This is a genomic window from Pseudomonas sp. 21 (assembly GCF_000955805.1).
Taxonomy (GTDB): Bacteria; Pseudomonadota; Gammaproteobacteria; order Pseudomonadales; family Pseudomonadaceae; genus Pseudomonas.
Window position 1 is genome coordinate 96701 of record NZ_JYOA01000010.1, and the last position, 26263, is coordinate 122963.

General features: G+C 65.7%; 26 protein-coding genes. 12 read left to right on the top strand and 14 right to left on the bottom strand.

The features are described 5' to 3' along the window. Positions 1-149 precede the first annotated feature (149 nt). The 3 genes from UB43_RS22420 to UB43_RS22430 all read left to right on the top strand — a co-directional run bounded on the left by UB43_RS22420 (position 150) and on the right by UB43_RS22430 (position 2321). Positions 150-815, top strand: coding sequence for a fumarylacetoacetate hydrolase family protein (locus UB43_RS22420; RefSeq protein WP_045215570.1), 666 nt, complete (start codon positions 150-152; stop codon positions 813-815). 84 nt (positions 816-899) lie between these two features. Continuing rightward, positions 900-1820: an SdiA-regulated domain-containing protein gene (locus UB43_RS22425; protein WP_045215573.1), complete on the top strand. Its 921-nt coding sequence runs from the start codon at positions 900-902 to the stop codon at positions 1818-1820. Between the two features lie 117 nt (positions 1821-1937). Beyond that, complete coding sequence (locus UB43_RS22430; RefSeq protein ID WP_045215576.1) at positions 1938-2321, top strand: NirD/YgiW/YdeI family stress tolerance protein; 384 nt, start codon at positions 1938-1940, stop codon at positions 2319-2321. A gap of 167 nt (positions 2322-2488) precedes the next feature. Here UB43_RS22430 and UB43_RS22435 read toward each other — a convergent pair whose 3' ends face one another. The 7 genes from UB43_RS22435 to UB43_RS22465 form a co-directional block, all read right to left on the bottom strand. Further along, positions 2489-3520, bottom strand: coding sequence for a histone deacetylase family protein (locus tag UB43_RS22435; RefSeq protein WP_045215578.1), 1032 nt, complete (start codon positions 3518-3520; stop codon positions 2489-2491). 55 nt (positions 3521-3575) lie between these two features. After that, a complete protein-coding gene (locus UB43_RS22440) occupies positions 3576-4961 on the bottom strand; it encodes an APC family permease (RefSeq protein ID WP_045215582.1) in 1386 nt (461 codons plus the stop codon). 387 nt (positions 4962-5348) lie between these two features. Then, positions 5349-6398, bottom strand: coding sequence for an extracellular solute-binding protein (locus UB43_RS22445; RefSeq protein WP_045215584.1), 1050 nt, complete (start codon positions 6396-6398; stop codon positions 5349-5351). A 43-nt stretch (positions 6399-6441) separates the two neighbouring features. Further along, positions 6442-7230, bottom strand: a complete 789-nt coding sequence (locus UB43_RS22450) for an ABC transporter permease (RefSeq protein WP_045215587.1) — start codon at positions 7228-7230, stop codon at positions 6442-6444. Continuing rightward, entirely contained in the window at positions 7227-8144 is a 918-nt protein-coding gene (locus UB43_RS22455) for an ABC transporter permease (protein ID WP_045215590.1), read from the bottom strand. Before UB43_RS22455 ends, UB43_RS22450 begins: the two co-directional genes overlap by 4 nt. Further along, positions 8141-9190: an ABC transporter ATP-binding protein gene (locus UB43_RS22460; RefSeq protein WP_045215592.1), complete on the bottom strand. Its 1050-nt coding sequence runs from the start codon at positions 9188-9190 to the stop codon at positions 8141-8143. Before UB43_RS22460 ends, UB43_RS22455 begins: the two co-directional genes overlap by 4 nt. Before the next feature lie 262 nt (positions 9191-9452). After that, positions 9453-10469 carry an AraC family transcriptional regulator gene (locus UB43_RS22465; RefSeq protein WP_052969593.1) on the bottom strand — a complete coding sequence of 339 codons (1017 nt, stop codon included), beginning with the start codon at positions 10467-10469 and terminating at the stop codon, positions 9453-9455. 149 nt (positions 10470-10618) lie between these two features. Between UB43_RS22465 and UB43_RS22470 the strand changes: the two genes are divergently transcribed. Continuing rightward, the gene (locus UB43_RS22470; RefSeq protein ID WP_045215594.1) at positions 10619-11542 is read left to right on the top strand and encodes an SdiA-regulated domain-containing protein; all 924 of its coding nucleotides are present in this window, start codon (positions 10619-10621) and stop codon (positions 11540-11542) included. A 21-nt stretch (positions 11543-11563) separates the two neighbouring features. Here the strand turns inward: UB43_RS22470 and UB43_RS22475 are convergent, their stop codons facing one another. From UB43_RS22475 to rpiA, 3 genes are all read right to left on the bottom strand, one after another. Further along, positions 11564-13507, bottom strand: a complete 1944-nt coding sequence (locus UB43_RS22475; protein ID WP_045215595.1) for an autotransporter outer membrane beta-barrel domain-containing protein — start codon at positions 13505-13507, stop codon at positions 11564-11566. A gap of 213 nt (positions 13508-13720) precedes the next feature. Then, positions 13721-14053 (bottom strand): YegP family protein, encoded by a 333-nt coding sequence (locus UB43_RS22480; RefSeq protein WP_045215596.1) that lies wholly within the window; start codon positions 14051-14053, stop codon positions 13721-13723. Positions 14054-14143: 90 nt separating this feature from the next. Next, positions 14144-14815, bottom strand: coding sequence for a ribose-5-phosphate isomerase RpiA (gene rpiA, locus UB43_RS22485; RefSeq protein WP_045215597.1), 672 nt, complete (start codon positions 14813-14815; stop codon positions 14144-14146). 190 nt (positions 14816-15005) lie between these two features. On the opposite strand from rpiA, the gene ilvA reads away from it, so the two are divergent. From ilvA to UB43_RS22500, 3 genes are all read left to right on the top strand, one after another. Next, on the top strand, positions 15006-16532 hold the full coding sequence (gene ilvA / locus UB43_RS22490; protein ID WP_156160491.1) for a threonine ammonia-lyase, biosynthetic: 1527 nt from the start codon (positions 15006-15008) through the stop codon (positions 16530-16532). Between the two features lie 69 nt (positions 16533-16601). Then, positions 16602-17069 (top strand): DUF2269 domain-containing protein, encoded by a 468-nt coding sequence (locus tag UB43_RS22495; RefSeq protein ID WP_045215599.1) that lies wholly within the window; start codon positions 16602-16604, stop codon positions 17067-17069. A gap of 10 nt (positions 17070-17079) precedes the next feature. Further along, entirely contained in the window at positions 17080-17547 is a 468-nt protein-coding gene (locus UB43_RS22500) for a DUF2269 domain-containing protein (RefSeq protein ID WP_045215600.1), read from the top strand. Positions 17548-17551: 4 nt separating this feature from the next. On the opposite strand, the gene UB43_RS22505 is transcribed toward UB43_RS22500, so the two are convergent. Continuing rightward, a complete protein-coding gene (locus UB43_RS22505) occupies positions 17552-18208 on the bottom strand; it encodes an HAD family phosphatase (protein ID WP_045215601.1) in 657 nt (218 codons plus the stop codon). Positions 18209-18355: 147 nt separating this feature from the next. Here UB43_RS22505 and UB43_RS22510 point away from each other — a divergent pair, with 147 nt between their 5' ends. The 3 genes from UB43_RS22510 (at position 18356) to UB43_RS22520 (ending at position 22269) form a co-directional block, all read left to right on the top strand. Then, the gene (locus UB43_RS22510; protein ID WP_045215602.1) at positions 18356-18835 is read left to right on the top strand and encodes an RNA pyrophosphohydrolase; all 480 of its coding nucleotides are present in this window, start codon (positions 18356-18358) and stop codon (positions 18833-18835) included. Between the two features lie 31 nt (positions 18836-18866). Further along, on the top strand, positions 18867-21146 hold the full coding sequence (ptsP, locus tag UB43_RS22515; RefSeq protein WP_045215603.1) for a phosphoenolpyruvate--protein phosphotransferase: 2280 nt from the start codon (positions 18867-18869) through the stop codon (positions 21144-21146). Between the two features lie 97 nt (positions 21147-21243). Then, entirely contained in the window at positions 21244-22269 is a 1026-nt protein-coding gene (locus UB43_RS22520; protein ID WP_045215604.1) for a sensor domain-containing diguanylate cyclase, read from the top strand. Here the strand turns inward: UB43_RS22520 and UB43_RS22525 are convergent. Continuing rightward, complete coding sequence (locus tag UB43_RS22525; RefSeq protein ID WP_045215605.1) at positions 22266-23012, bottom strand: NRDE family protein; 747 nt, start codon at positions 23010-23012, stop codon at positions 22266-22268. The two genes, UB43_RS22520 and UB43_RS22525, sit on opposite strands and share 4 nt — an antisense overlap. A 114-nt stretch (positions 23013-23126) precedes the next feature. Here UB43_RS22525 and UB43_RS22530 point away from each other — a divergent pair, with 114 nt between their 5' ends. Both UB43_RS22530 and lgt read left to right on the top strand, forming a co-directional pair. Next, positions 23127-23909: a sulfite exporter TauE/SafE family protein gene (locus UB43_RS22530; RefSeq protein ID WP_045215606.1), complete on the top strand. Its 783-nt coding sequence runs from the start codon at positions 23127-23129 to the stop codon at positions 23907-23909. Between the two features lie 20 nt (positions 23910-23929). Continuing rightward, positions 23930-24730: a prolipoprotein diacylglyceryl transferase gene (gene lgt / locus UB43_RS22535; RefSeq protein ID WP_045215607.1), complete on the top strand. Its 801-nt coding sequence runs from the start codon at positions 23930-23932 to the stop codon at positions 24728-24730. 65 nt (positions 24731-24795) lie between these two features. Here lgt and UB43_RS22540 read toward each other — a convergent pair whose 3' ends face one another. Beyond that, a complete protein-coding gene (locus UB43_RS22540) occupies positions 24796-25242 on the bottom strand; it encodes an NfeD family protein (protein ID WP_045215609.1) in 447 nt (148 codons plus the stop codon). Then, positions 25242-26168 carry an SPFH domain-containing protein gene (locus tag UB43_RS22545; protein WP_045215611.1) on the bottom strand — a complete coding sequence of 309 codons (927 nt, stop codon included), beginning with the start codon at positions 26166-26168 and terminating at the stop codon, positions 25242-25244. The genes UB43_RS22540 and UB43_RS22545 overlap by 1 nt, the downstream gene beginning before the upstream one ends. Positions 26169-26263: the final 95 nt, after the last annotated feature.

Sequence of the window (26263 nt, forward strand, 5' to 3'; positions counted from 1 at the left end):
TCTGGAAGGGCCGGCTCTTCGGATAGAGGGGCCGGCCCTTCGCACGTCAGCGCCACGGGAAGTGGCGCGTGCGCCGGCAGGATGCGGGCAACTGCGCGGGATCACGAGCCCCGTGCGGATCATCTCTTCCATGCGTTCAGGAGTCGGTCATGAGTTACCAGCATCAGTACGTCGATGGCACCCCGATCCATTTCACCCTGGGCAAGGTGGTCTGCGTCGGCCGCAACTACGCGGAGCACGCCAAGGAGCTGAACAACCCGGTGCCGACCGAGCCGCTGCTGTTCATCAAGCCCGGTTCCTGCACCGTGTCGCAGGCCGGTGGCTTCGCCATCCCGGAAGACCGTGGCTCGGTGCACTACGAGGCGGAAATCGCCGTGCTGATCGGCAAGCCGCTGTCGCGCAAGCCGAGCGCCGAGGAAGTGCTGGACGCCATTTCCGGCTACGCCCCGGCGCTGGACCTGACCCTGCGTGACGTGCAGGCCAAGCTGAAGGAAAAGGGCCTGCCGTGGGAGCTGGCCAAGTCCTTCGACGGCGCCTTCGTGCTGGCGCCCTTCGTCAGCGCGGACCACTTCCCGGACCCGACCGACATCGGCATCCGCCTGGTGATCGACGGCGAAGTCCGCCAGGACGGCAACAGCCGCGACATGCTCAACCCCATCGTGCCGCTGATCCAGCACATCTGCGGGCACTTCTCGCTGCAGCCGGGCGACGTGGTCTCCACCGGCACCCCGGTCGGCGTCGGCCCGCTCAAGAGCGGCAGCGACGTGGTGCTGGAACTTCCCGGCGCCAGTCGATTCGAAAGCCGCGTGCTTTAACTTCGTTGTCCCGCCGAAGGCCGCCGTTTGTGCGGCCTTCGCTTGTTGCGGGGCACCTTGCCGTGCTGACCAACAAGAGTCGTCATGACCATGTCCATCCTTCGTCCTCGCTGGCTGCTGCTGGCCCTGCTGTTCATCCTGGTGGTGCTCGGCTACCTGACGTCCCGCTTCCACTGGGATGACCGCGCGCGCCTCTGGCTGCGCGAACAGGACACCAGCGCCCAGGCGCGCTCGGAAAGCATCTGGTTGCCCGGTTACCGGGCGGTGATCCAGGCCAAGCCGCTCAAGGGGGGTATCGAGGGGCAGGAGACCTCCGACCTGGCCTACAACCCGGTGACTCGCACCTTGTTCACCGTGACCGGCAAGAAGCCGCTGCTGGCCGAGCTGTCGCTCACCGGTGACGTACTGCGGGTGATCCCGCTGCTGGGCATGTCGAACCCCGAGGGCGTGGCGGTGCTGGAGAACGGCAATATCGCCGTGACCGACGAGCGCCAGAATTCGTTGACCATCTTCCACGTCGACCCGCAGACCCGCGAGCTGAGCACCGCGAAGCTGTCCAGCTTCGATCTCGGTCCGCGCGGCAAGAAGAACAAGGGCATCGAGGGCATCGCCTGGGATCCCCGCCAGCATCGCCTGGTGCTGGGACAGGAACGTGACCCGCTGGCGCTGTTCAGCCTCGCCAGCGATGGCGGGGCCAGCCTGAGCGGTGCGCTGCAGCCGATGCCCAGCGACCTGTTGATGACCAACGTCTCGGCGCTGAGCATCGACCCGCGCACCGGCCATACCCTGGTGTTGTCGGCGGAGTCACACCTGCTGCTGGAGCTGGACGAGAAGGGCGAACCGATCAGCTTCATCAGCCTGCTCGGCGGGCTCAACGGCCTGGACGACCGCATTCCGCGCGCCGAGGGCGTGGCCATCGACGAGCAGGGCACCATCTACATGGTCAGCGAGCCGGACCTGTTCTACGTGTTCAAGCGCGAGGCGCAGGCGGACAAGGTGGATTGACCTGGGTCGGGGAAAGGGGCTTCGGCGGCTTTAAGGTTGGGTTAAGTCCGGATTCAGGCTGATTTCAGTCATTGGTCCTAAGCTGAACCCATCGAAAACGCCCCAGGAGGCACTTCCATGAAACTGACTCACCTCCCGCTGATCGCCGCCGTTGGCCTGTTCTCCACCGTCACTTTCGCCGCTGGCGGCTATACCGGCCCGGGCAGCGATGCCCAGCCCGCCGCTGCCAGCGCTGGCCAGATCACCACGGTGAAGCAGGCCCAGGCCGCTGCCGACGACACCAAGGTCGTACTCGAAGGCACCATCACCAAGCGCATCAGCAGCGAGCACTACGAGTTCAAGGACGCCACCGGCAGCATCCAGGTCGAGATCGACAACGAGGACTGGCCGGCGGGTACTTCGGTCTCCGAGAACACCAAGGTGCGCCTGACCGGTGAAGTCGATCACCACAAGCAGAAGCCCACCGACATCGACGTGGACCGCGTGGAAATCCTCCAGTAATCCACGCTCGAAAAAAAGCCGCGCCGGGAACCCCATCCCCGGCGCGGCTTTTTTGCTTTTTGGCTTTTCTGTAGGAGCGAGCTTGCTCGCGAACATCTCCTGGCAAACGCCGGGTTATCCAGCGGGTTGCCACCGTTCGCGAGCAAGCTCGCTCCTACAAACTGCCCTTAACCGATGCTTTCGAAGCCCTGCAGCACGTTGATCGCGTTGATGCCGATCTCTTCCACCGCATACCCCCCCTCCATCACGAACAGGGTCGGCAGGCCCAGCTTGCCGATGGCTTCGCCCATGCGCAGGTAGTCCGGGCTGTCCAGCTTGAACTGGGAGATCGGGTCTTCCTTGTAGGTGTCCACGCCCAGCGACACGATCAGCACGTCCGGCTTGTACGCCGAGATCTGCCGGATCGCCGCCTGCAGCGCCAGGCTCCACACCGACCAGTCGCTGCCCGAGGCCAGCGGGTAGTTGAAGTTGAAGCCTTCGCCCACGCCCTGGCCCTTCTCGTCGGCGTAGCCGAGGAAGTAGGGATACTCGAAGCGCGGGTCGCCGTGGATCGAGGTGAACAGCACGTCGGCGCGGTCGTAGAAGATGTCCTGGGTGCCGTTGCCGTGGTGGTAGTCGACGTCGAGGATGGCCACGCGGTTGGCGCCCTGGTCGAGGATCGACTGGGCGGCGATGGCGGCGTTGTTGAAGAAGCAGTAGCCGCCCATGAAGTCCGCCGAGGCGTGGTGACCCGGCGGACGGCACAGCGAGAACACCGAGCGCGCGCCCTTGGCCAGTTCGGCCTGGCCGGTCATCGCCACGTTCACCGAGCTGAGCACCGCCTGCCAGGTGCCGGCGGTGATCGGCGCGCCGGCGTCCAGGCTGTAGTAGCCCAGGCGCCCGTCGATGCTGTCCGGTTCCTTCTGCCGCAGGCGGCGGGTCGGCCAGCAGATCGGCAGCATGTCGTGGGTGCGGCCGGTGGCCAGCCAGTCACGCCAGGCGTGTTGTAGAAACCGCACGAAGCCTTCGCTGTGCACCCTCAGGATGGGGTCCAGGCCGAAGTCGCGCGGGGCCTGGATGTCGCCCAGCTTCACCGCCTTGGCCCGGTCCAGCACCATGTCGGCGCGGCTGGGCTTTTCGAAGCAGGGGGTGAACTGGCCGCCGATCAGCTCGTGCTGACCGTGGTGCAAGCGATGGTCGTCGGTATAGATCGTCAACATCACGCGCTCCTGAGGGCGCCTCCGGGCGCCCGTTGGGTTCTGGATAGCTCTGCCGTCAGGCGTTTTCCTCGAAGTTCACACTCGGTGCCTTGCGACGGAAGCCGCCGGTATGCACCGCCAGGTAAGCGAAGCCGACCGCGAACCAGCTCAGGCCGACGACCAGCGTCAGCTGCGAGAGGCTGGTCCACAGCCACAGGGTCAGGCACAGGCCGATGAACGGGATGGCGCCGTACAGCAGGACGTTCTTCGCGCCGCGACGGCGCTCCACGCCCAGGTAGGTGCGGATCACCGCCAGGTTGACCACGGAGAAGGCCACCAGCGCGCCGAAGCTGATCATCGAGGCGAGGGTGGTCAGGTCCAGCACGACCGCCAGCAGGGACACTGCCGAGACCACCAGGATCGCCACCACCGGGGTCTGGAAGCGTGCGTGCAGGGTGCCGAACAGGCTGCGCGGCAGGATGCCGTCACGGCCCATGGTGAAGATGATGCGCGATACCGAGGCCTGGGACGCCAGCGCCGAGCCGATGCAGCCGGCGATGTAGGCGGAGGTGAAGAAGTTGCCGAGGAACTGGCCGCCGGCCTTGAGCATCACTTCGTTGGCTGCCGAGTCGGCGTTCTGGAACACGCTGCCGGGGAACACCAGCTGGCTGATGATCGCCAGCAGGGTGAACATCAGGCCGGCGATGACGGTGGTGATGATGATCGCGCGGGGGATGTCGCGGCGGGCGTCGCGGGTTTCCTCGGCCATGGTGGATACGGCGTCGAAGCCCAGGAACGACAGGCACAGCACCGCGGCGCCGGCCATCAGCGGGGCGAACCCTGGCTGGGTGCCGTCACCGACGAAGGGCAGGCTGAAGTCGATCGCCGCGCCGCCGGCCAGGGTCTTGATCGACATGATCACGAACACCACGATGAACACCAGCTGCGCGCCGACGATGACGTTGCTCATGCCGGCGACCTGGCTGATGCCGACCACGTTGAGCACGGTCACCAGGGCAATGGAGGCGACCACGAACATCCAGGCCGGGATTTCCGGGAAGGCGATGTTCATGAACAGGCCGATGAGCAGGTAGTTGATCATCGGCAGGAACAGGTAGTCGAGCAGCAGCGACCAGCCGGACAGGAAGCCGACTACCGGGCCGAAGCTCAGGCTGGTGTAGGAGTACGCAGAACCGGAGATCGGATACTTGCGCACCATGAAGCTGTAGGACGCGGCGGTGAACAGCATCGCCAGCAGGGTGATCAGGTAGGCGGTGGCGGTGCGGCCGCCAGTCATTTCGGTGACCACGCCGTAGGTGGTGAACATGGTCAGCGGGACCATGTAGACCAGGCCGAAGAAGACCAGGGCGGGCAGGCCCAGGACGCGTTTCAGGCGGGCGTCGGCGTTGGCCGGGGTGCCCTGTTGGGTGTGAGCTGTGCTGGCGCTGTGTTGGCTGGCCATGGGGGAATCCTCGCGATTGTTGTTGTCTTGCGGGCGGGCGGCGTTCGGTGGCCGTCCTGAAGTCATCGGCTTGCGGCTCAGCCGCAGCGATGACGACGCGCGAGGAATGAGGGTGTTTGCTGCAGGGTGACGCAAAAGCTGGTCATGGGCGTTCTCGGGGCATTTGTTCTTGTGGATAACGCGCTCGCGTTCCCTCGGGAAATCCCTGCGCCATCGTCGATGGCACCGGGGCTGGCCGCCTTTCCAGCCGCTCCCTGCGCGAGCCGCCCGACTCTAGCAACCGAGGTCACCGGGCAGAACCCTGCAAAGGGTCAAAAAGGGATCGAAATGGCCAAAATGGCTGTCAGGGTCGCCCGGCGCGCACCGCCGCGCCGGGTGACCTCCCGGTCATTTCTTCAGCTTGGTCCAGACCTTGGAGCGCAGTTGCAGCGCTTTCGGCGAGCAGAGCTTGAAGGGCTTCAGGCGATCCAGCTTGTCCGCCGGGGTGTTGATCGCCGGGTCGTCGAACAGTTCCTTGTCCATGAACTTGTCCGAGCCCTCGATCGCGTTGTTGTACTTGGCGAAGTTCGAGGCCAGGGCAATGTTCTCGGGCTGCATCATCCAGTTCAGGAAGGCGTGGGCCTCCTTGATGTTGGTGGCGTCCTTGGGAATGGTCAGGTTGTCGATGAACAGGCGCACGCCTTCCTTCGGATAGACGTAGACCAGGCTGGCGCGCTGGGCATGGGCGCGGTGGAAGGCGCCGTTCCATTGCTGGTGCATGGAGACTTCGCCGGCGGCCATGCGCTCGATGGTGCCGTCGCTGTTGTACATGGCCAGCATGGGTTTCTGCTTGAGCAGCAGGTCCTGGATCTTCGCCGCCTCTTTCGGGTCTTCGGTGCACTCGTCGACGCCCAGGTAGTAGGACGCCGGGGCATACAGCTCCTCGATGGAGTTGAGCGCCACGACCTTGCCCTTCAGCTCGGCCGGCGGCTCGAAGAACGGCTTCCAGCTTTCATCCAGCTTGCCGCCCGGCACCTTGGCGCTGTCGTAGCTGTAGCCGGTGGTGCCCCACAGGTAGGGCACGGAGTAGTCGTGGCCCGGGTCGTAGGTCAGGGTCTTGAACTTGTCCTTCAGGTTCGCCAGGTTCGGCAGCTGCGCCTTGTCGAGCTTCTGCAGCAGACCTTCCTTGACGAAGATCTCGATGAAGCTGTCCGACGGCACGACCACGTCATAGGCGCCGCCGCCGGCCTTGAGCTTGGCCAGCAGGGTTTCGTTGCTGTCGTAGGAGTCCAGGGTGGCGTGGATGCCGGTGTCCTTCTCGAACTTCTTCAGCAGTTCCGGCGGGAAGTAGTCGGACCAGTTGGCGAAGTGCAGGGTGCCGTCGGCATGGGCGCTGCCGGCCAGCAGCAGACTGGCGGCGACGAGCGTGCGGGCGATGGGGGTACGGCGGAATTTCATCGGTGAAGCTCCTTGCAATGTTGTTTTGTTTGGCGGCAGGAGGTCAGCGGCGACGCTGGCCGACGTAGTACGACAACGCAACGAACGCGATGGAAATCAACAGTATTATTGAAGAAATGGCGTTGATCTTCGGGGAAATCCCCATACGGATGGAACTGAAGATGTACACCGGCAAGGTAGTGGCCCCGGCGCCGGCGACGAAGTAGGTGATGACGAAGTCGTCCATCGAGATGATGAACGCCAGCATCGCCCCGGACACGATCCCCGGCGTCAGCAGCGGGAAGGTCACCTTCCAGAAGGTCTTCCACGGCGAGGCATAGAGGTCCGCCGCCGCTTCCGCCAGCCGTGGGTCCATGCCTTCGAGGCGGGCGCGGATCGGCAGGTAGGCGAAGGGAATGCAGAACACGATGTGCGCCAGCAGGATGGTGAACAGCGACAGCTTCAGGCCGATGAAGGCGAAGAACATCAGGGTCGCCACGGCGGTGACGATCTCCGGCACCAGCAGCGGCAGGCCCAGCACGCCACTCATCAGCGTCTGCCCGCGGAACGAGCGACCGCGCATGCCCAGTGCCGCGAGCGTAGCCAGGGTGGTGGCGACGACGGTGGCCAGGGTGGCGACGATCAGCGAGTTCTTCGCGGCGCGCAGGATCTCCGGGTCGTCCGCCACCACCGAATACCACTTCAGGCTGAAGCTTTCCCACAGCGTGGCCGACTGGCCGCTGTTGAAGCTGAGCACCACCAGCACGAAGATCGGGATGTAGAGGAAGGCGAAGAACAACCAGGCGGCGGGACGGACCCCGGTGAAGCGCCAGAGCGGGTTGGCCGACTTCATGGATGACCTCCCGACGCGCCCTGTTTGAACCGCATGCTGTAGATCATCATCGCCAGCAGCACGAAGGCCAGCAGGGCGAAGGACAGCGCTGCGCCGAACGGCCAGTTGTGCGCCGTGCCGAACTGCAGCTGGATCAGGTTGCCGATCATCAGCGACTTACCGCCCCCCAGCAGCTCGGGAATGATGTAGCTGCCCAGCGAGGGGATGAACACCAGGATGCAGCCGGCGACGATGCCGGGCATGGCCAGCGGGATGATGATCCGCTTGAGCGCCTTCCAGCGGTTGGCGCCCAGGTCGAAGGCTGCCTCCACCAGGCGCCAGTCCATCTTTTCCAGGCTGGTGTAGATGGGCAGGACCATGAACGGCAGGTAGGTGTAGAGCAGGCCGATGATCACCGCGTTGTCGGTGTAGAGAATGCCCAGGGAGGCGTTGGAGAAGCCCAGCCCGTGCAGGCCCTCGTCGATCAGCCCGCCGTTGCGCAGCAGCAGCATCCAGGCATAGACCCGCACCAGCAGGTTGGTCCAGAACGGCACCGTGACCAGGAACAGCAGCAGGTTGCGCCGGCGTTCGTCCTGCAGCGCCAGGTACAGCGCGGTGGGGAACCCGATCAGCACGCAGCCCAGGGTGGTCAGGATCGACAGCCAGAACGAGCGCTGGAAGATGCCCAGGTAGTCGGCGTTGAACGCCAGGCTGTCGTCCAGGTCGCGTTCCCAGAGGAAGTTGATGTAGGCCTCGACGGTGTGCTGGCCCCACTTCACGCCGCCGTAGTCCCCCGGTGCCTGGATCGACACGGCGAACATGATGCCCAGGGGCAGGACGAGGAACACCACCAGCATGATCATTGCCGGGCTGGTCAGGGCCAGGCGATTGAACAGCGATTTGCGTTCCGCTTGTGCGCGTAGTGTTGTACTCATTCGGCCAGCACCCGGATGGCGGTGGCGGGAACGCGGACCCGCACCCGCGCGCCGGGCGCGTGGGTGGAAAGGGCGCCGTCGCGGTTCTGCTGACGGACCCGGAAGCCGCCCTGACCGGCGACGTTGAGGTGGTACACGGTGTCGGTGCCGACGTAGACGATGTTCTCGACGACGCCTTCGAGTTGGCCGTCCTGCGCCAGCTCGGTGCGCTCCGGGCGGATCGCCAGGGTCACCTTGCCAGGCAGGGTGGTGGCGGCCGGCAGCAGCTGGCCGTCGGCCAGGCGCACGCTGTCACCGCTGGATTCGCCTTCGAGGAAGTTGGTCTCGCCGATGAAGTCGGCCACCAGGCGGTTGACCGGCGCCTCGTAGATCTCGGTGGGCGTGCCGATCTGCATGACCTTGCCGCGACTCATCACTGCGATGCGGTCGGACATGGTCAGGGCTTCTTCCTGGTCATGGGTGACGAAGATGAAGGTGATACCGGTCTCGTGCTGCAGGCGCTTGAGCTCGATCTGCATTTCCTTGCGCAGCTTGAGGTCCAGCGCGGAAAGCGATTCGTCGAGCAGCAGTACCTTGGGCCGGCTGGCCAGGGCGCGGGCCAGGGCGATGCGCTGTTGCTGGCCACCGGAGAGCTGGTCGGCGCGGCGCTTGCCGACGTCGGGCAGGCGCACCAGGTCGAGCATCTTCTGCACGGTGGCGTCGATGTCGCTGCGCTGCTTGCCCTGCATTTCCAGGCCGAAGGCGATGTTCTCCGCCACGGTCATGTGCGGGAACAGGGCGTAGCTCTGGAAGACGGTATTGACCGGGCGCTTGAAGGGCGGAAGGCCTTCCATCGCGTCGCCATACAGGCGAATGCTGCCGGAGGAGGGTTGTTCGAAGCCGGCGATCAGTCGCAGCAAGGTGGTCTTGCCGCAGCCCGACGGGCCGAGGAGGGTGAAGAACTCGTTGGCGCGGATTTCCAGTGACACGTCGTCCAGGGCCTTGAGGCCTTGTCCGGGTGTACCGAACTCCATGCATATCCGCTCGATGGTGATCGCGCTGGTCATGCTGGTACCATGCAGTTAAGCAGTTGTTATTGTTGAGGTTTTACGGTTTCTAGGGCCGTTTCACCTAGCTGCGGATTGATAATGACCAAGCGCCGGGACGCGCAGAACGATAGATCAGGCCAATAAGGGATAAATCAGGCCAAGTTGAAAATGCGCCCTGCAATGCTGGATTTCGGGCGTCAGTGGGATGTCGATTTTGTAGGAGCGAGCTTGCTCGCGAACTGGGCGGCTCGGGCGCTTGAGTTTGGCTCCGCCCCTCTCCTCAGCCTCGATAAAGGCTCGGACTCGCCCCGCTCCAGCGCTGGAACGCATGGCGGAAGCTGGCCGTCTCGCTGTAGCCGAGCTGTTCGGCGATCAGGTAGATCGGCAGGTCGGTGTCCTTGAGGAGTTGCCGCGCGCGGTCGAAGCGCACCTCGTCGAGCACCTGTTGATAACTGGTGTTCTGCTGCTGCAGGTGGCGGCGCAGGGTGCGGGTGGATCGGTGCAGGTGGCGCGCCACGGTGTCCAGGCTGGCGGTGTCCTGCAGATGGCTGGCCAGGTGCTGGCGCAACTGGTCGAGCACATCGCCACGGGCGCTGAGCATCCCGCTCATGCGCAGGCACTGCTGCACGCCGTTGTGGCAGCTGACCGGATCGGCCAGCGGCAGGGGCCGGTCCAGCAGTGCCGGGCTGAAGCACAGCGCGCTGGTGGGCGCGCCGAAATCCACCGGGCAACCCAGGCGCTCGGTGTAGGTCTCCGCGTGCAGCGGCGGCCGATAGGCCAGCAGTAGCCGGCGGGGGCGTACCGACTCGCCGAGCAGGTCGCGGATCACCGTCAGCAGCGAGGTCAGGCACAGCTCGGTATTGAACACCGTCAGCTCCGGCGCGTAGCGGTAGCCGTCGGCGGTCAGGTGGACTTCGTCGCCCTGCGGCGTCAGCGCCAGGCGGAAGTAGGTGCCGAGCAACTCGGGGAACGACAGCGCCAGGTGCAGCGCATCGCGCAGGGTGCGGCTGGCCAGCATGCTGTAGCCGAGGATGCCGTAAGCCGAGACATGCATGCGCAGGCCGAGGTAGAGGCCCAGCGCCGGATCGTGGTGGCAGTTCAGGGCGTTGGCGAACACCCGCAGTTCCTGCGCGTGGGTGATCAGTTTTTCCGGCGTCAGCAGGTCCGCCTCGCCGATACCACTGCCCTCCAGCAGCTTCGGGCGCGGCACGCCGGCGTGGTGCAGCACTTCGGTCGCCAGTACCACGGTATGCAGGGTCGCCTGCTGGCGTTGTTCGGGAAGCAGGTGCTGGGCCATCGATACGCCTCTTGCAGTCGCTTGCAAAAGCAACATGGGACAGTCTTGCGCTAACCTGACTCTAGCCTGCCCGCAGCGGATGATGGCCTTTAAGTTTGGCTTCAAGCGCTGCTGTCACTCTGCCACGCCATCCCCACCCAGAGTCCTCCATGCGCCGTCTGCTCAAACCCCGTCGCCTGTTCCTGCTGCTGGCGCTGCTCGCCCTGGCCGCGCTGCTCGCTCTGGGTCAGAGCTTCCGGGTCTACGAGCGCGCCTGGTTCAAGTTCAACGAGTGGCGCCATGCTGCGCAGTGGCAGGAACAGTCCCTCTGGCTGCCCGACTACCGCGTGGTACTGGAGGCGCAGCCGATCGAGGGGCTGGAGGACAACGTCTCGGCGCTGACCTATGACCCGGACCGGCAGACCCTCTTCACCGTCACCAACAAGCAGAACGAACTGGTCGAGCTGTCGCTGGAAGGCAAGGTGCTGCGCAGGATTGCCCTGCACGGCTTCGGCGATACCGAGGCCATCGAGTACATCAGCCGCAACGTCTATGTGATCACCGACGAGACCCACCAGCGCCTGCTACGTGTGGAACTGCGCGATGACACGCAGGAACTGCATGCCGAAGACGCCCAGCAACTCGCCCTGGCCCTGGGCCGCGGCGGTAACAGCGGCTTCGAGGGGCTGGCCTACGACTCGCAGGGAAAGCGCTTGTTCGTCGCCAAGGAGCGCAGCCCGGTGCATATCTACGAGGTGCGCGGCTTCCCCTATGAGCAGTCGGAGCAACCCACCGCGGTGCATGTGGTGGAAGACCTCAAGCACAACCGCAACCTGTTCGTCCGCGATCTTTCCAGCCTGCAGTACGACGAGCGCAGCGGACACCTGCTGGCGCTGTCGGACGAATCCCGGCTGGTGCTGGAGCTGAGCGCGAACGGCGAGCCGATCAGCTCGCTGTCGCTGCTGCGCGGCATGCAGGGCTTGCGGCGCAGCGTGCCGCAGGCCGAGGGCATCGCCATGGACGACCAGGGCACGCTGTACCTGGTCAGCGAGCCCAATCTCTTCTATGTGTTCAAGAAGCGCGAGGCACCCTGAGGGCGCCTCGCTTTCCTTCGATCAGAATTGCCACTGCACGCCAAGTGAGTAGGACGCCTGGCTACCTTCGCTGTGGGCGAAGCGCGAGTTGGCCTCGGCGAACACGCCCAATTGCTCGGTGACGGCCAGCAGGGCGCCGACCTGGGCGCGGCCGAAGTCCTTGTCCACGTCGCCCAGGTCGGCGACGCGGGTGCGGCCATCGCCCAGGGCGGTCAGCGCGATGTCGTCCAGGCGCCCGTCGGCCAGCTCCTTCACCCAGCGCACGCTGGCATAGGGCTGCACGGCCATGCGGTTGCCCAGTGGCAGCTCGCCGCGCAGGCCCCAGCCAAGGCTGGCTTCGACCGAGTCGTAGTCCTGCTTCTCGTAGCCCAGCGCGGTGCGCAGGTCGTCGTCTTCGTTGAAGTCGTCGATCTTGTAGTGCACGAAGTCGAGCCCACCCTGCGGCCCGGTCTTGATGCCGGCGATGTCGAAGTCGTAGCCGCCGTCGACCCGCGCGCCCCAGAACCAGGCGTTGGTGTCGCCGTCGATGCGCTGGTCGAGCAGCACCGGGCCGTTGTTCGCCTTCAGGTACACCGAGCGCTTGCTGTCGAAGTCGGCGTAGCCGGCGCTCAGCTCGCCGCCCAGCCAGGCCGGGCCGCCGTCGTTGAACAGGCCATAGAGGCCGAGCTGCCAGGTTTCCGCTTCCAGTCGCGCACTGTGGTCCAGGTTGTCGCGGCTGCGCTGGAAGCTCAGGCTGCCGCCAACGGTCAGTGCCTCGCTGGCGCGATAATCACCCAGCAGGTTGACGCCGGCGCGGTGCGAGCGCGGGTCGCCGGGCATGTCGAAACCGCTCTCGGGGGTGGTCTCACCTTCCACGCCAACGGCGCCGTCGAAGCTGCCGACCGGGCGTGAGCTGCCCAGCAGCCTCAGCCAGCGGCGGTCGTGCAGGCGGGTCAGGGCCAGGTGCTGGCGTTGCAGCTGGTCTTCCATCTGCCGCGCCATGGCACCGCCGGAGGCGGTGGAGGCGAGCAGGTCGGCGTTGGTCAGCTCCAGCACCAGGCGCGTGAGCAGGCGCGAGAAGTGGCGCAGGCGCTGGTCGATGCGCTCCTGGCCGAAGGCGCCGGTGAGGACCTGCTCATTGTCCAGCGTTGGGTTGTGCCAGGTGGCGCCGCCGGGGATGGCGGGGTTGTCGGTCTGTTCGTAGCCGTCCAGGTCGCCCAGTTCCCAGTTGGTGGCTTCGATGAACAGCACCGGGACGTTCAGGCCCTCGAAGCTTTCCCCGTCGCTGCAGCAACCGGTACCCGCGGGATATTCCTCGTTCAGGCCGGGGTTGGTGAACAGCGGGATCTTCAGCTCCTGGGCGATACGCAGCAACTGATCGCGGTAGGCGCCCAGCGCGGGGTTGTCGACGCTGTTGAAGCCGGCGTGGGCGTACATCTTGTCGCCGGTGATCAGGCTGTCGAGGTTGATCATGCCCAGCAGGTTGCTGCGTTGTTCGTCAGTGAGCGAGGCGACGTAGGCGCGCGAGCCGCGCAGGCCTTCTTCCTCGGCGCCGAAGCCGACCACCTCCAGGCCGTTCTCCAGTTCGATGCCGCCCAGGTTGCGGGCGATCTCCGTCAGTACGGCAGCGCCGGAGCCGTTGTCGTCCAGCCCCTGCAGGGTGGGGCGGCCGTAGTAGGTGTCGTAGTGGGCGCCGAGGACCACGTACTGGCCGCTGCTGCCCGGGGCGCTGGCGATGACGTTCTGCGAACTGCGGTTGCCGGCCCAGGTGAAGTCCTGGATCTGCGTCTGGTAGCCGAAGCCCAGGCGCGACTGCATGAGCGCGGTGGCGCCGGCGAAGCTGGCGGTGCCACGGTAACGGCCGGGGTAATCGTTGATCAGGGTGTCGAGGGTGTCCTCGGCGTAATCCCCGTATTCGTAGGCGCTGGCGTCGATCGAAAACGCGGCGCATCCCAGGCTGACCGCAACGGCTAAGGGTTTGAACACGGCACTTTCCTCTGTGTCGATTGGAATCGCATCGGTCTTCGATGCGTGCGCCGGAGGAAAGCAGGATGCAGGCCGGTTCGCCGGAGATGGGCGGAATTTGACGCGTCAGTGACCGAGGGTGTCGCGCCACTGTAACATTTCTGATACACGGCCGGCAGCATGGCCGGCCGTGTTGGGCGAGCGTGCGGGAGTGCTCACCGAAACGGTGCGCTGTCAGGTGTCGTCGCTGATCGGCGCATCCGCTGCGTAACGCTTGACCGCCGCCACGCCGGCGTCGGCGGTGGCCTTGCTGGCGTACATCTGGCTTTGCCCGACGACCTGGCCATTGGTGGCCTTGAGCACGAAGTAGTGCTTGCCGTTGGCGGCGACCTTGACCTCGAAGGCGCCTTCGCGCTGGGAGTTCTTGCGCACCGACTCGATGCCGTCCACGGCCGAGGTCTTGGCCTTGTACAGCTCGCTGGTCAGGACGATTTCACCGTTGCTGGCGTGCAGGTTGAAGTGGAACTGGCCATCGCTGGCCTTCTTCAGATGGTATTTGGCGGCCATGCTGCGTCTCCGTTGGGGCTTGAGGTCATCCCAGCGTAGACGGCAGCAGAGTCTCTGGAAGGCGCCATCCGGCGGATGGCGCCTGAGGGGTCAAGCCTTGAGGGTCTTCACGCCTTCGGCGGTGCCCAGCAGCAGCAGGTCGGCCGGGCGCGCGGCGAACAAGCCGTTGGTGACCACGCCGACGATGTTGTTGATCGCTTCTTCCAGCTGGGTCGGGCTGTCGATGCGCAGGTTGTGCACGTCGAGGATGATGTTGCCGTTATCGGTCAGCACACCCTCGCGGTACACCGGGTCGCCGCCCAGCTTCACCAGTTGGCGGGCGACGTGGCTGCGCGCCATGGGAATGACTTCCACCGGCAGCGGGAACTCGCCGAGGATCGGCACCAGCTTGCTGGCGTCGGCGATGCAGATGAATTCCTTGGCCACGGCCGCGACGATCTTCTCGCGGGTCAGTGCCGCGCCGCCGCCCTTGATCAGTTCCAGGCGCTCGTTGGTCTCGTCGGCGCCGTCGACGTAGAACTCCAGTTCGCTGACCGTGTTCAGGTCGTAGACCGGGATACCGTGGCCTTTCAGGCGCTGGGCGGTGGCTTCGGAGCTGGCCACGGCGCCGTCGAACTCGGCCTTGTGCTGGGCCAGCAGGTCGATGAAGAAGTTGGCCGTGGAGCCGGTGCCCACGCCGACGATGCTCTTGCTGTCGAGGTGCGGAAGGATGTGGTCGACGGCGGCCTGGGCCACAGCCTGCTTGAGCTGATCCTGGTTCATGGCGAGGGTCTTCTTACCTGGATGGGCGCAACGGCGCCGGGGGAATGGTCGAAAGGGCGGATTATAGCGGTCGACGACGCGCCGGTGTTGCGCCGCCGGGCAACTGTTATGGTCGATTGCGCACGGATTGTTCGGTGGCCCGCGCCGCGCCCGCTGGAGTAGACTCGCGGTTCCTCGAAAAGCCGCCGATATAGCCCTTCCGATGCTCGAACACTACGTCAAGAAGATCCTCACCTCGCGTGTCTACGACGTTGCCGTGGAAACGCCCCTGCAGCCCGCCCGCCAGCTCTCCGAGCGCCTGGGCAACCAGATTCTGCTGAAACGCGAAGACCTGCAGCCGGTGTTCTCCTTCAAGATTCGCGGCGCCTACAACAAGCTGGCGCAGCTGAGCCCGGAAGAGCTCGCCCGCGGCGTCGTCACCGCGTCCGCCGGCAACCACGCCCAGGGCGTGGCGCTGGCCGCCCGCGAGCTGGGCATCAAGGCCACCATCGTGATGCCGCGCACCACGCCGGAGCTGAAGGTCCAGGGCGTGCGCGCCCGTGGCGGCAAGGCCGTGCTGCACGGTGATGCCTTCCCCGATGCGCTGGCGCACTCGCTGAAACTGGTGGAAGAGAAGGGTTATGTCTACATCCACCCCTACGACGATCCGGACGTGATTGCCGGCCAGGGAACCGTGGCCATGGAAATCCTTCGCCAGAACCCCGGCCGCATCGACGCGATCTTCGTGCCCGTCGGTGGCGGCGGCCTGATCGCCGGCATTGCCGCCTACGTGAAGTACCTGCGCCCGGAGATCAAGGTCATCGGCGTCGAGCCGGATGACTCCAACTGCCTGCAGGCCGCCATGGCCGCCGGCGAGCGCGTGGTGCTCGGGCAGGTCGGGCTGTTCGCCGACGGCGTGGCCGTGGCGCAGATCGGCAAGCACAACTTCGAGCTGTGCAAGGACTACGTCGATGAGGTGATCACCGTCAGCACCGACGAGATCTGCGCGGCGATCAAGGACATCTACGACGACACCCGTTCGATCACCGAGCCCGCCGGCGCGTTGGCGGTGGCCGGGATCAAGCGCTACGTCGAGCGCGAAGGCGTGAAGGGCGAGACGCTGGTCGCCATCGATTCGGGCGCCAACATCAACTTCGACCGCCTGCGCCACGTGGCCGAGCGCGCCGAACTGGGCGAGAAGCGCGAAGCGATCATCGCGGTGACCATCCCCGAGCGTCCGGGCAGCTTCAAGGCCTTCTGCGAGGCCATCGGCAAGCGCCAGATCACCGAGTTCAACTACCGCTACAACACCGACAGCGAAGCGCACATCTTCGTCGGCGTGCAGACGCACCCGGAGAACGACCCGCGCGCGGCGCTGGTGCAGCAACTGCAGGAGCAGGGCTTCCCGGTGCTGGACCTGACCGACAACGAGTTGGCCAAGCTGCACATCCGCCACATGGTCGGTGGCCATTCGCCGCGGGTCTCGGGCGAGCAGGTGTTCCGCTTCGAGTTCCCCGAGCGTCCCGGCGCGCTGTTCAACTTCCTCAACCGCCTCGGCGGCCGCTGGAACATCACCCTGTTCCACTACCGCAACCACGGCGCCGCCGATGGTCGCGTAGTCGCGGGCCTGCAGGTGCCGGAAGACGAACGCCACCTGGTGGCGGCCGCGCTGGAAGAGATCGGCTACCCCTACTGGGACGAAACGGACAACCCGGCCTACCGCCTGTTCCTCGGCTGAGGATCGGGCAGAGGCGGCGCGACAGCTGCTAGGCTTGTCGGAACGCCGCCTTCTTCACAGGGAATTGAAATGGAAAGCCTGCAGACCTTCCGCATCCTCCACGGCATTGCCGCGGTGCTGCCATTCCTGGCCATCATCGGCCTGGCCTGGTACGGCTGGCGCAGCTGGCGTGGCGGCGACGCCGGGGTGATCGCCGATGCGCTGCAGCGCATCGGCCTGATCGGCTGGGTACTGGTGGCCGGCAGCGTCGCCAGCCTGCCGGTCACCGGCTACCGCATGGTGCAGACCGTCGGCTGGCCTCTGGGGCAGACCTGGTTGCTGGGCAGCGCCTGTCTGCTGATCGTCGCGACTATCTTCTGGCTGCTGTTCACTACCCGCCTGTGGCGCATCCGCGACCTGGCGCTGGCGGCGCAGAGCAGCGGCGAGCCGATTGCCGCGGGCGCGGCGCGGCAGTGGAAGTTCGGCCTGGCTTTCTTCGTGCTGGCGCTGCTGTGCGTAGTCGCCATCCTGGTGCTGATGATCAGCAAGCCGGTGTGATGCCCGCCGCGTGAATCTCTACCTGCTGCTCAAGACCCTGCACATCCTGTCCTCCACACTGCTGTTCGGCACCGGGCTGGGCTCGGCCTACTACAGCTGGCGCGCGTGGCGCAGCGGCAATCTGGAAGCGATCCGCATCACCTTCCGCCATCTGGTCACGGCGGATTGGCTGTTCATCGCCACCACGGCGGTGTTCCAGCCGCTGAGCGGCATCGCCATGGCGCACATGGCCGGCTGGCCGCTGGATTCGGGCTGGCTGCTGTGGAGCCTGGGGTTGTACGTGTTTGCTGGCGCCTGCTGGCTGCCGGTGGTCTGGCTGCAGATCCGCGTACGCGACATGGCCGAAGTCGCGCACCGGGAAGGCACGGCGCTGCCGCCGCAGGCCTTCCTCTATATGCGCTGGTGGTTCGCCCTGGGCTGGCCGGCGTTCCTGGCCTTCCTGGCGATCTTCTACCTGATGGTCAACAAGGCCTTCTGAGCGCTCAGCCGCGCAGGCTGATCACCGGCCAGCCGCGCTCGATGGCGGTGGCGCGCAGGGTGTCGTCCGGGTCGACGGCCACCGGGTTGGCGACTTGCTCGAGCAGCGGCAGGTCGTTGCGCGAGTCGCTGTAGAAGTAGGCGTCGTCCAGCGTCAGGCCGGTTTCTTCCAGCCAGCGGGCCAGGCGGGTCACCTTGCCGCCCTGGAAGCAGGGTATGCCACAGGTCTGGCCGGTATAGAGGCCGTCCTGCATCTCGCATTCGGTGGCGATCAGGGTCTCCACACCCAGGCGCTCGGCGATGGGCGCGGTGATGAAACGGTTGGTGGCGGTGATGATCACCAGCTTGTCACCGGCAGCGCGGTGCTCGGCCAGCAGCGCTTCACCCTTGGCCAGGACGATGGGTTCGATCACCTCTTCCATGAACTGGCGGTGCCAGGCGGCCAGTTGCGCCAGGTCGGTGCGGCCCAGGATGGCCTGGGTGAAGGCCTGGTAGGCGAACACGTCGAGTGTGCCGGCGACGTAATCGGCGTAGAAGGCATCGTTGCGTGCCTGATACTCGCCGGCATCAACCAGCCCCTTCTGGCACAGCCATTCGCCCCAGCTGTGGTCGCTGTCGCCGGCCAGGAGGGTATTGTCGAGATCGAAGAGAGCCAGTCGCACGATGAATTACCGCCAGTTGCCAATACGGAAAAGTCGCCTAGAGTAACGGCTTTTGCCCACCCAGCACAGGACGCCGAAGCCCGCGTTGCCGCTGTCACAAGCTTTGTGGAACAATGCGGGCACACGCGATTTCGAGGATGTACCGCCGTGATCGATCCCGATGGTTTTCGCCCCAATGTCGGCATCATCCTTTGCAATGATGTCGGACAGGTACTGTGGGCACGGCGCATCAACCAGGAAGCCTGGCAATTTCCCCAGGGCGGTATCAACGCCCGAGAAACCCCTGAGGAAGCGCTGTACCGCGAACTGAACGAAGAAGTCGGCCTGGAAGAGCAGGATGTCAGGATCCTCGCCTGTACCCGGGGCTGGCTGCGTTACCGCCTGCCGCAACGCCTGGTGCGTACCAACAGCCAGCCGTTGTGCATCGGGCAGAAACAGAAGTGGTTCCTTCTGCGCCTGACCGGCGAGGAAAGCCGGGTGCGCATGGATGTCACCGGCAAGCCCGAATTCGACGGCTGGAAATGGGTGAGCTACTGGTACCCGCTGGGCCAGGTCGTGACCTTCAAGCGCGAGGTCTACCGCCGGGCCCTGAAGGAATTGGCACCGCGCCTGCTGGCGCGCGACTAGCACGAAGTTCAAGGAGTTAGACCCCCACGCCATGCTCAACACGCTGCGTAAGATCGTCCAGGAAGTGAACTCCGCCAAGGACCTCAAGGCGGCGCTGGGCATCATCGTGCTGCGGGTCAAGGAGGCCATGGGCAGCCAGGTGTGCTCGGTCTACCTGCTCGACCCCGAGAGCAACCGCTTCGTGCTGATGGCCACCGAGGGCCTGAACAAGCGCTCCATCGGCAAGGTCAGCATGGCGCCCAACGAAGGCCTGGTCGGCCTGGTCGGCACCCGCGAAGAGCCGCTGAACCTCGAGAACGCCTCCGAACACCCCCGTTACCGCTACTTCGCCGAGACCGGCGAGGAACGCTACGCCTCCTTCCTCGGCGCGCCGATCATCCACCACCGCCGGGTGATGGGCGTTCTGGTCGTGCAGCAGAAGGAAAAGCGCCAGTTCGACGAAGGCGAGGAAGCCTTCCTCGTCACCATGAGTGCGCAGCTCGCCGGCGTCATCGCCCACGCCGAGGCCACCGGTTCGATCCGCGGCCTGGGCAAGATGGGCAAGGGCATCAGCGAAGCCAAGTTCGTCGGCGTTCCCGGCGCCCCCGGCGTGGCCGTGGGCAAGGCCGTGGTGGTGCTGCCGCCGGCCGACCTGGAAGTCGTCCCGGACAAACCCATCGACGACGTCGAGGCCGAAATCGAGCGCTTCAAGCAGGCGCTGGAGTCGGTCCGCGAAGACATGCGCAACCTCTCCAGCAAGCTGGCCACCCAGCTGCGCAAGGAAGAGCGCGCGCTGTTCGACGTCTACCTGATGATGCTCGACGACGCCTCCATCGGCCTCGAAGTCAAACGCATCATCCGCACCGGCCAGTGGGCGCAGGGCGCCCTGCGCCAGGTGGTCATGGAGCACGTGCAGCGCTTCGAGCTGATGGACGACGCCTACCTGCGCGAGCGCGCCTCCGACGTCAAGGACATCGGCCGGCGCATCCTCGCCTACCTGCAGGAAGAGCGTAAGCAGACGCTGACCTACCCGGACCAGACCATCATCGTCAGCGAGGAACTGTCGCCGGCCATGCTCGGCGAAGTGCCCGAGGGCAAGCTGGTGGGCCTGATCTCGGTACTCGGCTCGGGCAACTCCCACGTCGCCATCCTCGCCCGCGCCATGGGCATCCCGACCGTCATGGGCGCGGTCGACCTGCCGTATTCCAAGGTCGACGGCATCGATCTGATCGTCGACGGCTACCACGGCGAGATCTACACCAACCCGTCGCCGCAGCTGGTCAAGCAGTACGGCGAAGTGGTCGCCGAAGAGAAGGAACTGAGCAAGGGCCTGGCCGCGCTGCGCGAGCTGCCCTGCGAGACGCTGGACGGCCATCGCATGCCGCTGTGGGTCAACACCGGCCTGCTGGCGGATGTGGCGCGCGCCCAGGAGCGTGGCGCCGAGGGCGTCGGCCTGTACCGCACCGAAGTGCCGTTCATGATCAACGACCGCTTCCCCAGCGAGAAGGAGCAGCTCGCCATCTACCGCGAGCAGCTCTCCGCCTTCCATCCGCTGCCGGTGACCATGCGCACCCTGGACATCGGCGGCGACAAGGCGCTGTCCTACTTCCCGATCAAGGAAGACAACCCCTTCCTCGGCTGGCGTGGCATCCGCGTCACCCTCGACCACCCGGAAATCTTCCTGGTGCAGACGCGCGCCATGCTCAAGGCCAGTGAAGGCCTGGACAACCTGCGCATCCTGCTGCCGATGATCTCCGGTACCCACGAGCTGGAAGAGGCGCTGCACCTGATCCACCGCGCCTGGGGCGAGGTTCGCGACGAAGGCGTCGACATCCCCATGCCGCCGATCGGCATGATGGTGGAGATCCCCGCCGCCGTATACCAGACCCGCGAACTGGCGCGCCAGGTGGATTTCCTCTCGGTCGGCTCCAACGACCTGACCCAGTACCTGCTGGCCGTGGATCGCAACAACCCGCGTGTTGCCGACCTCTACGACTACCTGCACCCGGCTGTGCTGCAGGCGCTGAAGAAGGTGGTCGATGATTCTCACGCCGAAGGCAAGCCGGTGAGTATCTGCGGCGAGATGGCTGGCGATCCGGCGGCCGCCGTGCTGCTGATGGCCATGGGCTTCGATTCCCTGTCGATGAACGCCACGAACTTGCCCAAGGTTAAATGGCTGCTGCGCCAGATGACCCTGTCCAGGGCTCGCGAACTGCTCAGCCAGCTGATGACCTTCGACAACCCGCAGGTTATCCACAGCTCGCTGCACCTGGCCCTGCGCAATCTTGGGCTGGGCCGTGTGATCAACCCGGCTGCGACTATCCAGGCCTGACGCGGCAATAGCTCTTTGTGAAAACCACCTGCGGATCCGTGCATGACCGCAGGGCAGATGAAGTAACAGGGCCGGCTCACCGGCCAGGACGCAGCTTATGGAAGAGCTCGACCAGCCGCCATGCACGGACACCGGCGCCAGCGCCCGCACCCTGCGCTATGCCTTGAGCATCGTCAGCGATGGCATCTGGGACTGGGACATCCGCAGCAACCACGTCACTCGCAGCCCGGCCTGGTACGCCATGCTCGGCTATGACCCCGACAGCCTCCCGGAAAATGTCGCCACCTGGCACGAGATCATCCATCCCGAGGATTTCTCCCGCGTGATGTTCGCCTTCGATGCCTATGTACATGGGCGCAGTGGCGTCTACCGCGAGGAGTACCGCTGCCGCTGCCTGGACGGCAACTACCTGTGGGTCAGCGATCACGGGCGCTTCTTCGAGTTCGACGAGCAGGGCAAGCCGACGCGGATGATCGGCGCGCACCGCAATATCCACGAGCGCAAGCTCGCGGAGCTGGAGCTGCAGGAGAGGAACCACGAGCTGCACCAGCTCAATCTGAGCCTGGAGTATCTGGTGCTACAGCGCACCGAAGCCTTGCGCCAGGCCAACCAGGCGCTGGCCGAACAGGCCGCCGTCGCCCTGCGCCTCTCCGAAATTGATCCACTGACGCAGATCGCCAATCGCCGGCGTTTCGAGCAGCAGCTGCATGCCGAATGGCAGCGTCTGCAGCGCCATGGTCACGGCTGCTCGCTGATGATGTTCGACCTCGACCACTTCAAGCGCATCAACGACAGCCTCGGCCACCCGGCGGGCGACCGCGTGCTGGTGGCAGTGGCCGAAGTGGTGCGGCGGCGTCTGCGCGAGGAGGACTGCTTCGCCCGCTGGGGCGGCGAGGAGTTCATTGTGCTGCTGCCGGAAACCACCTGCGAAGCGGCGCGCGAGCTGGCCGAGCGGCTGCGCCTGAGCCTGCGTCGGGCCGACGTCTCGTTGCCGACCCAACTCACCGCCAGTTTCTCGGTGACGGCGATGCAGCCCGGCGAGGACCTGTCGGTGATGCTGCGTCGCCTGGACGAAGGGCTCTACCGCGCCAAGCGCCAGCGCGACTGCATCGTCACCTGCTAGAGGGACAGGGCCACTTCGCCCAGGCGCGCCCCGCTGGGGCCGAAACTGTGCTCCAGCAGCTCGCGGCGGCCGTCCGCGTGGACGATCAGGGCGGTGCTGGCGCGGGTACCGTAGGTCGGGCTGGCGATGAACACGCTGGAGAGCAGGCGCTCCGTGGCCAGGCCGACGCCGGTGTCCGGCAGCTCGGCTTCGCCGGGCTGGCGGTTGTCGGCCAGCAGCGCCATCAGTGAGCCGGTGTCCGGCTTCTGCAGCGCAGCTTCCAGCCCGCTGCGGGCACTCAGCAGCTTGGGCCAGGGGGTGTTCAGCGCGGCGTTGGATAGCCCGTGCACACCCGGCGCGACAGCCACTGGCGGGCCGACGCGAGGATTGAAGTAGCAGAGCTGCGCGCCGTCGCCCACCAGCAGGTTGAAGCCGCTGTAGTCCGTCGCACGGCGTGCGACCTGCTGCAGATACTCCAGGGGCGTTTGCCGGCCCTGCAGGAAGGCCGCCACCAGCTCGCCGCGGGAGCGCGGACCGACCGGCTGGCCGGGGTCGCGCACGTTGGTCAGGGCGGCGAAGCGGCCCTCCGGCGCCACGCCCAGCCAGGTACCGCCGGCTTCGAGGTCGCGGCCGGCGTAGAGGCCGGGGTAGTCCTCCCAGGCTGCCAACGGCAGGGTCGGGCGGGCATAGAACTCGTCGCGGTTGGCCGCGACGATCAGGGGCGTGGCGTGGCCGGGGCGCCAGGCGAAGACGATCAGGCACATGGGTCGAACTCCGTGGTGTTCCGGCAGTCTATCAACATCCGCCGATGTCCCGGAGTGGCTGGAGCGCCCGGGTGCCTTCGGCTACCATGCCCGCTTTGTTGCCCGAGGTTGCCCATGGAGTTCGTGCTCTACCTGGTGCTTGGCGCCTGCGCTGGCGTGCTCGCCGGCCTGTTCGGCGTCGGCGGCGGGTTGATCATCGTCCCGGCCCTGGTGTTCAGTTTCACCGCCCATGGCTTCTCGCCCGACGTGCTGACCCAGATGGCGGTCGGCACATCGCTGGCAACCATCATCTTCACCTCGATCAATTCGATCCTCGAACACCATCGCCGTGGCGCCGTGCTCTGGCCGGTGTTCGCCTGGATGACCGTCGGCATCCTGGTCGGCAGCGCGCTGGGCGCGGTCACTGCTTCGAAGATCCAGGGCCCGGTATTGCAGAAGATCATCGGCACCTTCGCCATCCTGGTGTCGATCCAGATGGCGCTGGGCCTGCAGCCCAAGGGCGCACGCGGGTTGCCCGGACGCTTCGGCCTGGGCGTGGCCGGAAGTGTGGTGGGCTGGGCATCGGCGATATTCGGCATCGGCGGCGGTTCGCTGACTGTGCCGTTCCTGTCCTGGCGTGGCGTCTCCATGCAACAGGCGGTTGCGACTTCCTCGGCGTGCGGCCTGCCGATCGCCATCGCCGGCGCGATATCCTTCATCATCGTCGGCTGGCACAACGACAAGCTGCCGGAGATGAGCCTGGGCTTCGTCTACCTGCCGGCGCTGCTGGGCATCGCCGTTACCAGTATGTTTTTCGCCCGCATCGGGGCGCGCCTGGCGCATCGGCTGCCGGCCAAGGTCCTGAAGCGTTTGTTTGCCCTGCTGCTGTTCAGCGTGGGCTTGAGTTTTCTGATCTGAGTTCCTGCTAGGAGAAGCGGATGCTGCCTTATCCACAGATCGACCCGGTTGCCGTAGCGCTCGGGCCGCTGAAAATCCACTGGTACGGCCTGATGTACCTGATCGGCATCGGCGGCGCCTGGCTGCTGGCGTCGCGCAAGCTGAAGGATTTCGACCCGACCTGGACCAAGGAGAAACTCTCCGACCTGGTCTTCTGGGTGGCGTGTGGCGTGGTCCTGGGCGGTCGCCTGGGCTACGTGCTGTTCTACAACCTGGACGAGTACATCGCCAACCCGACGCTGATCTTCGAGGTGTGGAAGGGCGGCATGTCGTTCCACGGCGGGCTGATCGGCGTGATGCTGGCCACCTGGTGGTTCGGCAAGCGCAACAACAAGAGCTTCTTCCAGCTGATGGACCTGATCGCGCCGCTGGTGCCGATCGGCCTGGGCGCCGGGCGCATCGGCAACTTCATCAACGGCGAGCTGTGGGGCAAGGTGACCGACGTGCCCTGGGCGATGATCTTCCCCACTGGCGGCCCGGAGCCGCGCCACCCGTCACAGCTGTACCAGTTCGCGCTGGAAGGTGTGGCGCTGTTCGTCGTGCTCTGGCTGTTCACCCGCAAGCCGCGCCCGACCGCTTCGGTGTCCGGCCTGTTCGTGCTGTGCTACGGCATCTTCCGCTTCATCGTCGAGTTCGTCCGCGTGCCGGATGCCCAACTGGGCTACCTGGCGTGGGGCTGGCTGACCATGGGGCAGGTGCTGTGCGTGCCGATGGTGCTGGGCGGCATCGCGCTGATGGTCTGGGCGTACCGCCGTGCACCGGCGCAGCCGGCCGCGAGCTGAGTATCGCCTGAATGAAAAAGCCCGCCGATTGGCGGGCTTTTTCATGGGCTCTTGGTAGGAGCGGTTCAGGCAGGTTCTATGAGAAGCAGGACGCCATCCTGCCCGATCACGCGCACCTGAGCGCCAACGGGCAGGTCCGGCCCGCTGACCAGCCAGACACTGTCGCCCACGCGGATCTTGCCGCGCCTGCCGACGATGGCGTCATGCAGGGCGAACTGCCGGCCGACCAGCTCGCTGCCGCGACGGTTGAGACTGGAGGGGACGGCCTGGCGCTTGTTGAGGCGCTGGTGGTTCCACCAGTACAGCGCGGTGAGGATCGCCAGCACGCCGAAGGCCAGGCACTGCCAGACCCAGTCCAGCCCCGGCAGCAGGAACGACAGCACGCCGGTCAGCGCCGCAGCGATGCCGATCCACAGCAGGTAGCCGCCGGCACCGAAGATTTCCAGGATCAGCAGGACGATGCCCAGGCCCAGCCAGTCCCAGAAACCGAGGTTCTGGAGAAAGGCAGCCATCAGCTCCGGCCCTTGGTGTCGCCGAAGGTGGCCTTGACGATCTCGCCGATGCCGGCGACCGAGCCGATCACCTGGCTGGCTTCCAGCGGCATCAGCACGATCTTGCTGTTGTTCGAGCTGGCCAGCTTGCCCAGCGCGTCGACGTACTTCTGCGCCACGAAGTAGTTCACCGCCTGCACGTTGCCGTGGGCGATGGCCTCGGAGACCACCTGGGTCGCCTTCGCTTCGGCCTCTGCCTGGCGCTCGCGAGCTTCGGCTTCCAGGAACGCCGAGGCGCGCAGGCCTTCGGCCTCGAGAATCTGTGCCTGCTTCTTGCCTTCGGCGGTGAGGATGTCCGCGGCGCGGCGGCCTTCGGCTTCGAGAATCTGCGCACGCTTGAGGCGTTCGGCGCGCATCTGGCCGCTCATGGCTTCGACCAGGTCCGCCGGCGGGCTGATGTCCTTGATCTCGATACGGGTGACTTTCAGGCCCCAGGGGGCGGTGGCTTCATCGACGGTGCGCAGCAGGCGCTCGTTGATCGAGTCGCGCTGGCTGAGCATGTGGTCCAGCTCCATGGAGCCCAGCACCGTGCGGATGTTGGTCATCACCAGGTTGCGCACGGCGTTTTCCAGGCCACTGACTTCGTAAGCGGCGCGCGCGGCATCCACCACCTGGTAGAAGCACACGGCGTCGATCTCGACGATGGCGTTATCGGCGCTGATCGCCTCCTGCGGGGGGATGTCCAGGACGCGCTCCATCATGTTGATCTTCTGGCCGACGCGGTCCACCACCGGAATGATGATGCTCAGGCCCGGCTTCAAGGTGACGGTGTAGCGGCCGAAGCGCTCGATGGTCCATTCGAAGCCCTGGGGCACGACCTTGAACCCCATGAGGACGATGACGATGGCGAGGATGACGAACAGCAGGGCAACACTGCCGATTTCCATGCGAGGGACTCCTTGTCTGCTTGGGTAATGGGTGTGTGGTTCGAGTGTAACCGGCGCGCCAGGCAGGCATGCAGGAAAGTCCAGCAGGCGCCCGG

Excerpts from the sequence above, each read along its gene's own strand:
- UB43_RS22460 (WP_045215592.1), bottom strand. The coding sequence starts at position 9,190 with ATGACCAGCGCGATCACCATCGAGCGGATATGCATGGAGTTCGGTACA.
- UB43_RS22470 (WP_045215594.1), top strand. The coding sequence starts at position 10,619 with ATGCGCCGTCTGCTCAAACCCCGTCGCCTGTTCCTGCTGCTGGCGCTG.
- UB43_RS22435 (WP_045215578.1), bottom strand. The coding sequence starts at position 3,520 with ATGTTGACGATCTATACCGACGACCATCGCTTGCACCACGGTCAGCAC.
- UB43_RS22420 (WP_045215570.1), top strand. The coding sequence starts at position 150 with ATGAGTTACCAGCATCAGTACGTCGATGGCACCCCGATCCATTTCACC.
- UB43_RS22465 (WP_052969593.1), bottom strand. The coding sequence starts at position 10,469 with ATGGCCCAGCACCTGCTTCCCGAACAACGCCAGCAGGCGACCCTGCAT.
- UB43_RS22495 (WP_045215599.1), top strand. The coding sequence starts at position 16,602 with ATGGAAAGCCTGCAGACCTTCCGCATCCTCCACGGCATTGCCGCGGTG.
- UB43_RS22430 (WP_045215576.1), top strand. The coding sequence starts at position 1,938 with ATGAAACTGACTCACCTCCCGCTGATCGCCGCCGTTGGCCTGTTCTCC.
- UB43_RS22545 (WP_045215611.1), bottom strand. The coding sequence starts at position 26,168 with ATGGAAATCGGCAGTGTTGCCCTGCTGTTCGTCATCCTCGCCATCGTC.
- rpiA (WP_045215597.1), bottom strand. The coding sequence starts at position 14,815 with ATGAACCAGGATCAGCTCAAGCAGGCTGTGGCCCAGGCCGCCGTCGAC.
- UB43_RS22455 (WP_045215590.1), bottom strand. The coding sequence starts at position 8,144 with ATGAGTACAACACTACGCGCACAAGCGGAACGCAAATCGCTGTTCAAT.
- UB43_RS22440 (WP_045215582.1), bottom strand. The coding sequence starts at position 4,961 with ATGGCCAGCCAACACAGCGCCAGCACAGCTCACACCCAACAGGGCACC.
- UB43_RS22445 (WP_045215584.1), bottom strand. The coding sequence starts at position 6,398 with ATGAAATTCCGCCGTACCCCCATCGCCCGCACGCTCGTCGCCGCCAGT.
- UB43_RS22450 (WP_045215587.1), bottom strand. The coding sequence starts at position 7,230 with ATGAAGTCGGCCAACCCGCTCTGGCGCTTCACCGGGGTCCGTCCCGCC.
- UB43_RS22425 (WP_045215573.1), top strand. The coding sequence starts at position 900 with ATGACCATGTCCATCCTTCGTCCTCGCTGGCTGCTGCTGGCCCTGCTG.
- ptsP (WP_045215603.1), top strand. The coding sequence starts at position 18,867 with ATGCTCAACACGCTGCGTAAGATCGTCCAGGAAGTGAACTCCGCCAAG.
- UB43_RS22540 (WP_045215609.1), bottom strand. The coding sequence starts at position 25,242 with ATGGCTGCCTTTCTCCAGAACCTCGGTTTCTGGGACTGGCTGGGCCTG.
- UB43_RS22480 (WP_045215596.1), bottom strand. The coding sequence starts at position 14,053 with ATGGCCGCCAAATACCATCTGAAGAAGGCCAGCGATGGCCAGTTCCAC.
- UB43_RS22530 (WP_045215606.1), top strand. The coding sequence starts at position 23,127 with ATGGAGTTCGTGCTCTACCTGGTGCTTGGCGCCTGCGCTGGCGTGCTC.
- lgt (WP_045215607.1), top strand. The coding sequence starts at position 23,930 with ATGCTGCCTTATCCACAGATCGACCCGGTTGCCGTAGCGCTCGGGCCG.
- UB43_RS22520 (WP_045215604.1), top strand. The coding sequence starts at position 21,244 with ATGGAAGAGCTCGACCAGCCGCCATGCACGGACACCGGCGCCAGCGCC.
- UB43_RS22525 (WP_045215605.1), bottom strand. The coding sequence starts at position 23,012 with ATGTGCCTGATCGTCTTCGCCTGGCGCCCCGGCCACGCCACGCCCCTG.